Source organism: Halomonas sp. DQ26W (assembly GCF_003339685.1).
GTDB lineage: Bacteria > Pseudomonadota > Gammaproteobacteria > Pseudomonadales > Halomonadaceae > Halomonas.
Genome location: NZ_QPKI01000002.1, coordinates 1 through 12,425, shown reverse-complemented (window position 1 = coordinate 12,425; position 12,425 = coordinate 1). Strand labels below are relative to the sequence as shown.

Annotated in this window: 14 protein-coding genes; 10 read left to right on the top strand and 4 right to left on the bottom strand. The window is 60.4% G+C overall.

All coding sequences use genetic code 11. From position 1 onward, the window contains the following. Window positions 1–185 precede the first annotated feature (185 nt). The 4 genes from DU490_RS01175 (at window position 186) to DU490_RS01160 (ending at window position 4,402) form a co-directional block, all read left to right on the top strand. Entirely contained in the window at window positions 186–1,214 is a 1,029-nt protein-coding gene (locus DU490_RS01175) for an amino acid ABC transporter substrate-binding protein (RefSeq protein WP_114572517.1), read from the top strand. Window positions 1,215–1,321: 107 nt separating this feature from the next. Further along, window positions 1,322–2,512, top strand: coding sequence for an amino acid ABC transporter permease (locus DU490_RS01170; protein WP_114572516.1), 1,191 nt, complete (start codon window positions 1,322–1,324; stop codon window positions 2,510–2,512). 9 nt (window positions 2,513–2,521) lie between these two features. Further along, window positions 2,522–3,622 (top strand): amino acid ABC transporter permease, encoded by a 1,101-nt coding sequence (locus DU490_RS01165; RefSeq protein WP_114572515.1) that lies wholly within the window; start codon window positions 2,522–2,524, stop codon window positions 3,620–3,622. A gap of 51 nt (window positions 3,623–3,673) precedes the next feature. Further along, window positions 3,674–4,402 (top strand): amino acid ABC transporter ATP-binding protein, encoded by a 729-nt coding sequence (locus tag DU490_RS01160; protein ID WP_114572659.1) that lies wholly within the window; start codon window positions 3,674–3,676, stop codon window positions 4,400–4,402. 94 nt (window positions 4,403–4,496) lie between these two features. Here DU490_RS01160 and DU490_RS01155 read toward each other — a convergent pair whose 3' ends face one another. After that, window positions 4,497–4,928 (bottom strand): hypothetical protein, encoded by a 432-nt coding sequence (locus DU490_RS01155; RefSeq protein ID WP_114572658.1) that lies wholly within the window; start codon window positions 4,926–4,928, stop codon window positions 4,497–4,499. Window positions 4,929–5,059: 131 nt separating this feature from the next. Continuing rightward, complete coding sequence (locus tag DU490_RS01150; protein WP_114572514.1) at window positions 5,060–5,650, bottom strand: histidine phosphatase family protein; 591 nt, start codon at window positions 5,648–5,650, stop codon at window positions 5,060–5,062. A 162-nt stretch (window positions 5,651–5,812) separates the two neighbouring features. On the opposite strand from DU490_RS01150, the gene phnD reads away from it, so the two are divergent. The 5 genes from phnD (at window position 5,813) to DU490_RS01125 (ending at window position 9,866) form a co-directional block, all read left to right on the top strand. Continuing rightward, window positions 5,813–6,814, top strand: a complete 1,002-nt coding sequence (gene phnD / locus DU490_RS01145) for a phosphate/phosphite/phosphonate ABC transporter substrate-binding protein (RefSeq protein ID WP_114572513.1) — start codon at window positions 5,813–5,815, stop codon at window positions 6,812–6,814. A gap of 89 nt (window positions 6,815–6,903) precedes the next feature. Then, a complete protein-coding gene (gene phnC / locus DU490_RS01140) occupies window positions 6,904–7,722 on the top strand; it encodes a phosphonate ABC transporter ATP-binding protein (protein ID WP_114572512.1) in 819 nt (272 codons plus the stop codon). Beyond that, window positions 7,709–8,527, top strand: a complete 819-nt coding sequence (gene phnE, locus DU490_RS01135; RefSeq protein ID WP_114572511.1) for a phosphonate ABC transporter, permease protein PhnE — start codon at window positions 7,709–7,711, stop codon at window positions 8,525–8,527. The genes phnC and phnE (DU490_RS01135) overlap by 14 nt, the downstream gene beginning before the upstream one ends. Next, window positions 8,521–9,330, top strand: coding sequence for a phosphonate ABC transporter, permease protein PhnE (gene phnE / locus DU490_RS01130; RefSeq protein WP_114572510.1), 810 nt, complete (start codon window positions 8,521–8,523; stop codon window positions 9,328–9,330). Before phnE (DU490_RS01135) ends, phnE (DU490_RS01130) begins: the two co-directional genes overlap by 7 nt. Window positions 9,331–9,437: 107 nt before the next feature. Further along, entirely contained in the window at window positions 9,438–9,866 is a 429-nt protein-coding gene (locus DU490_RS01125; RefSeq protein WP_114572509.1) for a host attachment protein, read from the top strand. 230 nt (window positions 9,867–10,096) lie between these two features. Here the strand turns inward: DU490_RS01125 and DU490_RS01120 are convergent, their stop codons facing one another. Then, window positions 10,097–11,023, bottom strand: a complete 927-nt coding sequence (locus DU490_RS01120) for a LysR family transcriptional regulator (protein WP_114572508.1) — start codon at window positions 11,021–11,023, stop codon at window positions 10,097–10,099. A gap of 146 nt (window positions 11,024–11,169) precedes the next feature. On the opposite strand from DU490_RS01120, the gene DU490_RS01115 reads away from it, so the two are divergent. Beyond that, window positions 11,170–11,946, top strand: a complete 777-nt coding sequence (locus DU490_RS01115; protein ID WP_114572507.1) for a ferredoxin--NADP reductase — start codon at window positions 11,170–11,172, stop codon at window positions 11,944–11,946. A gap of 351 nt (window positions 11,947–12,297) precedes the next feature. Here DU490_RS01115 and DU490_RS01110 read toward each other — a convergent pair. Then, on the bottom strand, window positions 12,298–12,425 hold a 128-nt coding region (locus DU490_RS01110; protein ID WP_309485726.1), incomplete at its 5' end, for a P-II family nitrogen regulator.

Genomic DNA, 12,425 nt, shown 5'->3' with positions numbered 1-12,425 from the left:
TGTGGGGCGGTCAATGCCATGGCTGACCCTCGACGGGGCGAGTAACTGGTCATATTCACTGCCCTGGAAGCGTTGAATAAACGGTATGCCTGCAACGATGCGTTTGTGGAATGATCTTTGCTATGGTCTTTGCACATGCTTCAGGCATGGACCTCACATTCCTTTTACCAAGCGAGATCTCTTATATGTTGAACAACAAGAACAAGTGGCTACTGCTGACTTCCGCAGCGGCTTTGACACTGGGCGCGGCAGCTACGGCATCTGCCGATACACTTGAGAATACGCTTGAACGCGGTGCCGTTCAGTGCGGCGTGAGTGACGGCCTACCTGGCTTCTCCGCACCGGACGACCAGGGCGAGTGGCAGGGGCTTGACGTCGACGTCTGTCGTGCCGTGGCCGCTGCTGTCTTCGGTGACGCCGAGGCGGTGCGCTATATCTCGCTGAATGCCGTCGAGCGTTTTACTGCGCTGCAGTCCGGTGAAGTGGACGTACTCTCACGCAACACTACCTGGACTACCACCCGCGATACCACCCTGGGCCTGAATTTCGCCGGCGTGAACTTCTACGACGGTATCGGCTTCATGATCAATCGCGACCTGGGTGTCTCCAGCTCAATGGAGCTCGACGGTGCGGCGGTCTGTGTTCAGTCCGGCACCACCACCGAGCTGAACGTGGCCGACTACTTCCGTGCCAACGACATGCAGTTCGACCCCATTGTTTTCGATACCTCTGAGCAGACCGTGGGTGGCTATGAGGCCGGCCGCTGCGACGTGCTGACCTCCGACACCTCGCAGCTGGCGGCACTGCGCATCCAGCTCTCCGATCCCGACGGTTCGGTGATCCTGCCGGAAGTCATCTCCAAGGAGCCGCTGGGCCCAGTCGTGCGCCAGGGTGACGACCAGTGGTTCAATGTCGTCAAGTGGTCGCTGTTCGCCATGCTCAATGCCGAGGAAATGGGCATTACCAGCGACAACGTCGACGAGATGCTCGGCACCGAGGATCCGGATATCGCCCGCCTGCTGGGCGTGGATGGCAACTATGGCCAGGGCATGGGCCTGAGCGCCGATTGGGCCTATCACATCATCAGCCAGGTGGGTAACTACGGCGAAAGCTACGAGCGCAATGTGGGCATGGACTCCCCGCTGCAGATCGAGCGCGGCATCAACGCCCTGTGGACTCAGGGTGGCATTCAGTACGCACCGCCGATCCGCTGATCAAACCGTCCGGGGCGTCACCGCCTCGTGTCTTGTTATGCCCCGGCCTGGCTATCCCGGGCCGGGGCTTGATACCTGCTTGACGGATCCAGGCGGAGAGTCCCTTCATGTCCGTTCGACCCCAGGCCCATCCAGTGGGCCCAAAACCGCCTTTCTGGCGTGATCGCGCCAAGCGCGCATTGATCTTCCAGGTATTGCTGATTGCTGCAGTGGTCGCCTTCCTGCTTTATATCGTCGGCAATACCCAAGCCAACCTGGCCGCTCGTGGTATCACGACCGGCTTCGGTTTCCTGAACAATACGGCCGGCTTCGGCATCGTCCAGAGCCTGATCGATTACTCCTCCCAGAGCACGTATGGCCGCACCTTCGTGGTCGGGCTGCTCAATACCCTGCTGGTTTCGGCGCTAGGGGTGCTGGCGGCGACGATCATCGGTTTTACCGTGGGCATCGCCCGGCTTTCACCCAACTGGCTGATCGCCCGCCTGGCCAATGCCTATATCGAGATTTTCCGCAATATACCGCTGCTGCTACAGATTTTCTTCTGGTACTTCGCCGTGTTACGGACCTTGCCGAGTGCCCGCGACAGCTTGTCGCTGGGCGAAGTGCTCTTCCTCAACGTACGCGGACTCTACCTGCCCGAGCCGCTGTTCGAATCGGGCTTCGGACTGATTCCCCTGACCCTGGGTATAGCCGTGGCGGCCAGCATCGCCTTGGTGGTCTGGAACAAGCGTCGCCACGAGGCTACGGGCAGGCGTTTTCCCGCGGGCTGGATTTCGCTGGGGCTGATTCTTGGCCTGCCGCTGCTGGTACTCGTCGCCACCGGCGTACCGGTGACCTGGGATGTGCCGCAATTGACCGGCTTCAACTTCCGCGGTGGCATCACGATCATCCCCGAATTTCTGGCGCTGTGGCTGGCACTGTCAATTTATACCGCCTCGTTCATTGCCGAGATCGTTCGCTCGGGCATCCAGGCGATCTCCCATGGCCAGACCGAGGCCGCCCAGGCGCTAAGCCTGCCGCGCAATCTGGTATTGCGCCTGGTGGTGGTGCCCCAGGCCATGCGGGTCATCATTCCGCCGCTGACCAGTCAGTACCTCAACCTGATCAAGAATTCCTCGCTTGCCACCGCCATCGGCTATCCGGATCTGGTCTCGGTGTTCGCCGGGACCACGCTCAACCAGACGGGACAAGCGATCGAGGTGATAGCCATGACCATGGCGGTCTACCTGACCATCAGCTTGTTGGTGTCGATGTTCATGAACTGGTTCAACGCCCGCGTGGCGCTGGTGGAACGCTAGGAGAGCGCCATGACAATTCAAACAAAGATGATCGGGGAGCGCCCCGCACCCAAGAACACCGTTGGCCCGGTGGCCTGGCTGCGTGACAACCTTTTCAGCGGTCCGGTGAATACGATATTCACCCTGCTGGGGCTCTACCTGCTTTACATCCTGTTGACGCCGACGATTCAGTGGGCCTTCATCAATGCCGACTGGATCGGCACCAGCCGTGAAGACTGCTCCCGGGAGGGCGCCTGCTGGGTGTTCGTCAACGCCCGTCTCGGCCAGTTCATCTATGGGCTTTATCCGGGCAGTGAGATCTGGCGGGTCAATTTGACCTTCGCTGTCTTCGCCGGGCTGATCGCCTGGCTGGCGATACCGCGGCTGCCCTACAAGCGCTGGGTAGCACTGGTGACGCTGGTGGGCTTCCCGCTATTGGCCTACTTCCTGCTTTACGGTGGGCATTTCGGTCTGCGCGTGGTGGAGACCCACCGCTGGGGGGGGCTGATGCTGACCCTGGTGCTGGCGGTTGTGGGCATGGTGGGCGCCCTGCCCATCGGCATCATGCTGGCACTGGGCAGGCGCTCGCAGATGCCCATCGTCAAGAGCTTTTGTGTGGTGTTCATCGAGTTCTGGCGCGGCGTACCGCTGATCACGGTGCTGTTTATGGCCTCGGTGATGCTGCCGCTGTTCATGCCCACCGGGGTCAGCGTCGACCGTCTGATCCGCGCCTTCATCGGTATCACTCTGTTCCAGAGTGCTTACATGGCCGAGGTGATCCGGGGTGGCCTGCAGGCGATCCCACGGGGTCAGGAAGAGGCTGCGGCGGCTCTGGGTATGGGCTATTGGAAGCGCATGGGCCTGATCGTGCTGCCCCAGGCTTTGAAGATGATGATCCCGGGTATCGTCAATACCTTCATCTCGCTGTTCAAGGACACCACCCTGGTCATGATCATCGGGCTCTTTGACCTGCTGGGTATCGTCCAGGCGGCCCTGTCCGACTCCCGCTGGCTGGGCTTTGCCCTGGAGGGGTATGTCTTTGCCGCCTTCATGTTCTGGGTCTTCTGTTTCAGCATGTCGCGCTACAGCCAGTATCTCGAGCGGAAGCTTCACACCGGCCATAAAAGATAAGGAACGAAAACAATGAATGATCAGGCAACCCAGGCCGGCACCGAGACACCCATGGTCGAGATGCGCGGCGTCAATAAGTGGTACGGCGATTTTCACGTGCTCCGCGATATCGACTTCGAGGTAAAGCGTGGCGAGCGTATCGTCATCTGCGGCCCCTCGGGTTCGGGCAAATCGACGCTGATTCGCTGCATCAATCATCTGGAAGAGCATCAGCAGGGCGAGATTGTGGTCGGGGGTGTTCCGCTGACCCAGGATATCAAGCGTATCGAGCAGATCCGTCGCAGCGTGGGCATGGTGTTCCAGCACTTCAATCTCTTTCCCCACCTGACTGTGCTCGAGAACTGTTGTCTCGCACCCATGTGGGTGCAGAAGCAGCCGCGCCGCGAGGCCGAGGCGCTAGCCATGCGCTATCTCGAGCGGGTGCAGATCGCCGAGCAGGCACGCAAGTATCCGGGGCAGCTCTCGGGTGGCCAGCAGCAGCGGGTCGCCATTGCCCGCTCGCTATGCATGCATCCCGAAGTGATGCTGTTTGACGAGCCGACCTCTGCGCTCGACCCGGAAATGATCAAGGAGGTACTCGACGTCATGGTCGAGTTGGCCAACGAGGGTATGACCATGCTCTGTGTTACCCACGAAATGGGCTTCGCCAAGACCGTGGCCGACCGGGTAATCTTCATGGATCAGGGACAGATCATCGAGGAGAACGCGCCGGAGCCCTTCTTCAATAACCCCCAGTCCGAGCGTACCCAGCTGTTTCTCAGCCAGATACTCGGCCATTGAGTGATACCGTCTCGGCGCCTGCGGCGCGGGCCCTGCTGATCTGCTTCTCGGCAATGAGAGCCACTTCATGGGAGGACCCTGGCCTGGGGCTGTATCAACTGGCAGTACGTGGTGGCTTTAAAGGTGCTGCGGGGCGGGTGACCCGGGCGCTGCCTAACACGCTGGCTTCTGTCTCCAGGTGGCGTGCCTCGCTGGTCCAGGCGGCATCCTCGGCATGTACCGCAGGCCGACGCTCGAAGGAGCGCGTCATGACGTCGCCTGGCGCGAAGCCCGGCCGGCCGTTGAGATGATGGGGTAGCAGCCATAGCTCTGCGAGCAGGCGCAACGTCATGGCCCCCAGCAGCCAGAGTCCACTACCGAGTGCCAGGGCCGGCCAGGCCGTTACCCAGTCGGTTGACGCCAGCCCCGGGATGCGTGGCATCAACCAGAGTGCAGCGGTGGTCAACAGACCCAACTGGAGTAGCAGATGGCAGAAAATCAGCGTGCCGCGTGAGAGTGGACGTCGGGGAAACAGGAATTGTTGCATCGTGGGGTCCTTGCGTAGAGTGCACATCGCGGCACGATGAATCTCACCGGCCTCCATGCCCGGCTATGCAGAATGCTACCTCAGATGCTGGCCAGGTGCAGCCGTTGTTGACAGCTATCGTCACGCTCGGCTCACGGCAGCACGGTCAAACTGGCGGGAGCCAGCGGCTTGCGATCCCGGTGCCGGCTTAGCGGCCTGCCCTCCAGGCACGCCAGAAGTATCTGTAGCGGATCGCCATGGCTGACCAGAAGCACCGTTTCCCCGTCCAAAGCCTGCTCCAGCGACTCGATCACTTCCAGCATCCTGTCAGCCACGCTGGCCACGCTCTCTACCCCGTGCTCGATATGCTCCGCGTTGCGTGCGTCCAGCGTCCAGACCTGGGGGTATCGATCATCCCCCCGGCCTTCGAAGTCGCCGAAGTTCCTTTCCCTAAGGCGGGTCTCGCGCTGCAGCGGCAGCCCGAAATGGGTTGCCACCAGAGCGGCGGTCTCGGTGGTGCGCAGAAAGTCCGAATGGTAAATCCGCGTAGGTGTTGGCCAGCTCCAGTCGGCGAGCAGTGTGTCCAGTTGGGAGACACCCCAGGGGGAGAGACCGAAGGCCGTCAGGCCGCATTCAGGTGTGCTGACAATCAGCCCCGTGGCATTGGCCTGGCTATGGCCGTGCCGCATCAGGAGGTATTGGTTGCGCCGCGGTGCCGCGGCGTTGAGGAATCTGTTTGACATGCTGGCGTCATACTACCTAGATTAATCTGTAGTTTCGATAATGATCATCACGTACGGCAATATGTTCGATTTCGATCAACCAAATGAGCGACCTACAAGACCTCTTGCATCGGAAGGTCTCTCGAACGTCTCAATAACAACGCACGCAAAGTGAGTCACGCCATGAAAGCATACAGCATCACCAATAAGCACCCCCTGGCCACGCTTGCCCTCTCTTCTCTGCTGCCCCTGGCCATGCTCATGTCGGCCCAGGCACATGCCGACTGCCCGCGTGGCGACCTGGACGATCTCTACTGTGATGAAGAGGGCAACATGGTCGCCGACCGGCCAGTTGACGAGTCTCAGTTGGCCAATCCCGATACGCTGATCTTTGCCTATACCCCGGTGGAAGACCCGGCTATCTACTCCGATATCTGGCAGCCGTTCATCGATCATCTGGAAGAGGTGACCGAGCGCAACGTGCGATTCTTCGCCGTGCAGTCCAACTCCGCACAGGTCGAGGCCATGCGCAGCGGGCGGCTGCATATCGCCGGTTTCTCTACCGGACCGACGCCCTTTGCGGTGAACCTGGCCGGTGCGGTGCCGTTCGCCCTGATGGGCTCCGATGACGGCCAGTTCGGCTATACCCTGCAGGTCTATACCCACGTCGATTCCGGTATCGATGACATGGAGGACCTCAAGGGCAAGCGGGTGGCGCACACCTCCCCTACCTCCAACTCCGGCAACCTGGCACCCCGTGCGTTGTTCCCGGACCTTGGTATCGTGCCCGACGAGGATTACCAAGTGGTCTATTCTGGTAGCCATGACCAGTCGATGCTCGGCGTGGTGGCCCGCGACTATGACGCCGCCCCGGTGGCATCCGAGGTGGTCGAGCGGATGGCCGCCCGCGGCCTCTACGATGAGGAAGACGTCAAGATCATCTACGAGTCGGACCGTTTCCCGACCACCTCCTACAACTATGCCCACAACCTGCATCCCGACCTCGTCGAGAAGATCGAGGAAGCCTTCTTCTCCTTTGATTTCGTCGGCACTGCGTTGGGCGAGGAGTTTGAGGGCGTGGAAAAGTTCATCCCCATCAACTACGAGGAGCACTGGCAGGTGATCCGCACCATCCAGCAGGCCAACAACGTTCGCTATACCCGCGAAGACCTGGATCAGGAATAGCCAGACAGTCCTTCGGGTTTCCTGTTCGAGAAGGTGTGAGCCCCCGGCCGCTGCCCGGGGGCCGGTTTTCTGCATAGCGAGGTGGATGGATGCTGGAAATCTCCAAGCTGGTCAAGCGCTACGGCAATGACGAACCTGTGCTGCAAGAGCTGGATCTCGTGGTGAAGGGCAGCAGTGTGGTCTCCATCGTTGGCGCATCGGGGGCGGGAAAGAGCACCATGCTGCGCTGTATCAATCGACTGGTTGAGCCGACCTCGGGCTCGATCCGGCTAAACGGCAATGAACTGGTCAAGCTGAGAGGGGCAGCGCTCCGTCGGGCCCGGCGCAAGATCGGCATGGTCTTCCAGGGTTTCAACCTGATCGACCGCCTGACCGTGATGGAGAACGTGCTGGCGGGCCGGCTCGGCTACGTCAGCCTCTACCAGGCCATCTCGAGGCGTTACCCTCGGGAGGATATCGAACGTGCCTTCACGCTCATGGAGCGGGTAGGCATCGCCCACTACGCTAACAAGCGAGCCGACGAGCTTTCCGGTGGCGAACGTCAGCGGGTCGGCGTCGTGCGGGCGCTGATGCAGGAGCCCGAGATCCTGCTGGCTGATGAGCCGACGGCATCGCTCGACCCGCGGACCTCCGAGCAGATCATGAAGCTGCTGCAGAGCCTAGCAAGTGAGCTATCGTTGCCGGTGCTGATCAATATCCACAATGTCGCACAGGCCAAGACCTACACCGAGCGCATCGTCGGCCTGCGCCATGGCAAGATGATCTTTGACGGTGCGCCTAGCGATTTCAACAAAGATGCCCTGGACGCCATCTATGGCGGCATCGAGGCACACGACGAGGAGATCACCGAGCAGCCCGGCGCTAGCCCGAAACAGGGTGAAAAGGGGGTCTCCAATGACCAGATCTGACATCCCCGGCACGCACCCGGGGCCCAGGACCTGGCGCAAGCCGCCGTTCATCGCCAGCCCATTACTGCGCTACGGCCTGTGGCTGATGGTGGTGATCTATCTAATCTGGGCCTTTGCCACCCTGCCGTTCAACTGGGACCGTATCGCCGATGGGCTACCGCGGGCGGCACGTATCTTCGGCGGGGGTTTTCCACCGAGCTTCGAGCGCGGTGGCCTGCTGCTCACCGGGTTCAAGGAGAGTTTCCAGATTGCCATCCTGGCAACCCTGCTGGGTGTCATGCTGTCGATCCCCTTTGCGGTCATGGCGGCTAAGAACGTCGTACCCAAGCCCATCTACTATTTCGGGCGCTCGGTGATCATCGTGTCTCGCAGTTTCCACCCGGTGATCGTGGCCATTCTTTTCGTGGCGGCAGTGGGCTTTGGCCCGCTGGCCGGTATCCTGACTCTGACCGTCTACTCGATCGGTTTTGTCGGCAAGCTGTTGGCCGAGGAGATCGAAGAAATCGACTGGGGTCAGGTCGAGGCGATGAAGGCCACCGGAGCGGGCTATTTCTCAATCCTCGTCTACGCGGTCTTCCCTCAGATCCTGCCACGCCAGGTGGGTCTCTCGATGTATCAGCTCGACAGCAACCTGCGTGCCTCTGCGGTAGTGGGGATCGTTGGTGCTGGGGGAATCGGCGGTACCCTGATGAACGCCTTCGGGCGCTACGATTACGACTTCGCCTTCGCGATTCTGTTGATCATCATCGCGGTGATCCTGGTCAGTGAAGGCATCAGCGGCTGGGTGAGGAAAAAAATATGGTAGATCAAGCCTCCGCCCTCGCTGATCGTGTCTGGCAGCGCTATGAGCGCAAGGAGCGACTGATCCGCTACGCCGTCCTGCTGGTGACCATGATGGTGGTCTACTGGGCGGTTCGCGATATCGATATTTTCTGGCCCTGGGTGTGGGATGCACCAAACCAGATTTCGAGCCTGGGTGCGCGCATGTGGCCCCCGGACCCCCGCGGCCTGGGCAGTATCGTCAATGCGCTGATCGAGACGGTACATATCGCCACGCTGGCGACGATGCTGACGATTTTCATCGCCTTGCCGGTTTCCTACATCGCCGCCCAGAACACCACCCCCAACCGCGCCTGCCTATGGTTAGGGCGATTCATCCTGGTCTCCAGCCGTTCGGTGAATACCATCATCTGGGCTCTGCTGTTCGTAGCGATCTTCGGCCCCGGTGTGCTGGCGGGGATACTGGCGATCATGTTTCGTTCAATCGGTTTCATCGGCAAGCTGATGGGCGAGGCGATCGAGGAAATCGACCGGCGCCCGGTGGAGGCCATGGAGGCCACCGGTGCCTCCAAGCTCAAGGTGATTGCCTATGCCGTCGTGCCCCAGGTGATGCCGGCCTTCTTCGCCATTGTCATCCTGCGCTGGGACATCAACATCCGCGAGTCTACGGTGCTGGGGCTGGTGGGTGCTGGTGGCATCGGCGTGATCCTGCAGGGAGCGATCGACACCTTCGCCTGGCCCACCGTGGCGACCATCCTGATCGCCATCATTGTGCTGGTGCTGATCGGTGAAGCCATCACCAGCGTTCTGCGGCGCAAGGTCATCTAGGTGCTGCCCCTGATGGTTTGACCCGGGGGGGCCACCTTGCCATGTTGAAGAGGAGGGGAGCATGCCCCACGGTGGGCGCTCTCGTAAACTCGTATCAAGGAGAGGCTATGACAACGTATATCGTGGTGGCCGATGCAGCACGGGCTCGCGTCTTCACGCGTGACGCCCTCAAACTGGAGGAGAAGGAAAGCCTCGTGCATCCGGCAGGTAGGCTGCATGAGGGAGATCTGGTGACGGATGGTGGCGCCGATGTGCAGGAATCCAGAGGGCCCGGCTCACGCTCCTCTTATCGTGAAGGTGTCGCTTCCGAGCACGAAGACCAACTCTTTGCCAAGCAGGTGGCTGAGCGGATCTACCGGGCCCGAGTCGAGAATCTCATGGACAGGCTGATTCTCGTTGCTCCTCCCAAGTTTCTCGGTCTACTGCGTGATGAGTTGGATGCCCCCACTCGTAAGCTGATAATTCATACCCTTGCCAAGGACCTTAGTAAGTCTGGATTGGAGAACATTCAGCAAGCGGTCAGCGACATGCGCTGACGTCTCCCGTCTTCTTCCGTCAGCGAGAGCGCCTATGCATCTCAAGTCCATTCGTCAACCGCTCGCTGCTCGATGCCTTCATCGGCTGGGAGCCGGGTGTCTTCGGTTGTGACGCCCTGTACGCGACCTGGGAAGCCAATGCCCTATCGATGGCGGTTGCTGAGGTGACGGGGCAGACCGGTTTGCCGGTGTGATCGGGGGCTTCAAGCTGCGCCAGTGACGGGGAGCGTTCAGGGTACCGAAGGCAGATCGATCTCATCGCTTCGCTGAATCCCTTCCGTCATCTGGCGACACAGCCGCAGGAATTCGCGCATCCCGGTGGCAAGATACTTGTGGCGATGCCAGATAAAGGCGAACTGCCGGCTCAGGTCCAGATCCGGCGTGGGAATCGGCACCAGGCTGCCGCGGCGAAAGGCGTCACGCAGCGCCAGTTTCGAGATACAGCCGATCCCCAGTCCCGACTCCACCGCTCGCTTGATCCCCTCGGTATGTTCCAGCTCCAGCAGGATATTGAAGCGCCCGCGGCGGTGGCGGGTAGCCTGCTCCAGGGTGAGACGCGTGCCTGAGCCCTGCTCGCGCATGATCCAGTCGGCCCGCAGCAGCTTGTCCATGTCCACCTCACCGATATGAGCTAGTGGGTGACGCGGCGAGCAGAATACCGCCAGTTCATCCTCCACCCAGGGTTGCATCACCACGTCCTCATGCTGGCAATCGCCCTCGATCAGTCCCAGATCAAGTTCGTGATGCACGATGCGCTCGATAATGGCACTGGTATTGCGCACCTGGAGTCGTACCCGGCTGTCAGGATGGCGCTGCATGAAATCGCTGATCAACAGCGTGGCAAGATAGTTGCCGATCGTTAGCGTCGCCCCTACGTCCAGCGAACCGATACCTCGCTGGCCGCGCAGCAGTTCTTCGATTTCCTCGGCCCGGTCGAGCAGGGCCACCGCTTTGGGCAAGAGCTGGAAGCCCAATGCATTGAGTTTCAGGCGCTTGCCGATACGGTCGAGCAGTTGGCAATCGAATTGCCGCTCGAGTTCCGAGAGAGCGGTGCTGGCCGCCGACTGCGACAGCGAGAGTACCCGGGCGGCGTGGGACACGCTCTCGTGTTGCGCGACGGCAACGAACACTTCCAGTTGGCGTAGGGTATAGCGCATGACAGGGCTCCAGGCAGCAATATATCCATATTATAGATAAGCTTTATCCAAACTACCCATTTAACAGATATGAAGCGAACGCTTAGAATTACCATCATTGCTTTAACGGCGACGTTATTCGCCAATGGAATATCAAGGAGCCAGTCGTGAGCAAGTTTGCCCTGGAAGATGTCCTCAGCGTCCACCACTGGAACGACACCCTGTTCAGTTTCCGAACCACTCGTGAGCGCAGCCTTCGCTTCAAGAACGGTCAGTTCGTGATGATTGGCCTGGAAGTGAATGGCAAGCCGCTGATGCGTGCCTACTCCATCGCCAGCCCCAACTACGAGGATCACCTCGAATTCTTCAGCATCAAGGTGCCGGATGGCCCGCTGACATCGCGGCTGCAACATCTCAAGGTGGGCGATCAGATCATGGTCAGCCGCAAGCCGACCGGTACGCTGGTGACCGATGACCTGCTTCCGGGCCGCAATCTCTATCTGCTCTCCACCGGCACCGGCCTGGCGCCATTCATGAGCCTGATTCAGGACCCCGAGGCCTACGAGCGCTATGAGAAGATCGTGCTGGTGCACGGGGTGCGCAGCGTCAGTGAACTGGCCTATGCCGACTTCATCCAGAAGCAGCTGCCGGCCCACGAGTACCTGAGCGACGAGATAAGCGAGAAACTGGTCTACTACCCCACCGTGACTCGTGAGGAATTTCACACCATGGGGCGGTTAACCGATCATATCCGCAGCGGCAAGCTGGCCGAGGATACCGGTCTGCCCCAGTTGGACCCGAAGCAGGATCGCGCCATGATCTGTGGCAGCCCGGCCATGCTCGACGAGACCAGCGCTTTGCTCGACGACCTGGGGTTCAAGATCTCGCCACGCATGGGCGAGCCCGGTGACTACGTGATCGAGCGGGCCTTCGTCGAGAAGTAAATTCCGCCGCTGACGGAGAAACCACCTGTGCAGGCAGGTGGTTTTTTTCTGGTTCGGCGCATTTTGGCGTGAACCTGCTCTGCATAGGCTGCATTGCGGAAGGGGGCTCGACGACAGTGACGCAGGCGCTCCTTGTTGGAGCGCTGGTTCCCATCGCGACTGGCGCCGATAGGCGCCCGGCGGAGGCTGCCGCGCTGGCAATAACCGCGACCATCGGTAACGCCGCCGGGAGTCCTTCGGCCTCCAGTCGTGATCTGAAGATACTCCTACAGCGCGGCCATGACTTCCCTTGCCATTTCACGCCAAAGTGTGAAGATCTTTTTTTGGTTCGGCGCCGCCTATTTTCTCTTACTACACTGCATCCTTGCCGGTTTCGCCGGTGCGGATGCGAATCACCTGTTCCAGTGGCGTGATGAAGATCTTGCCGTCACCGATCTTGCTGAATGTGTAGGCGCGACCTGGGTCTATACGGCATCCTT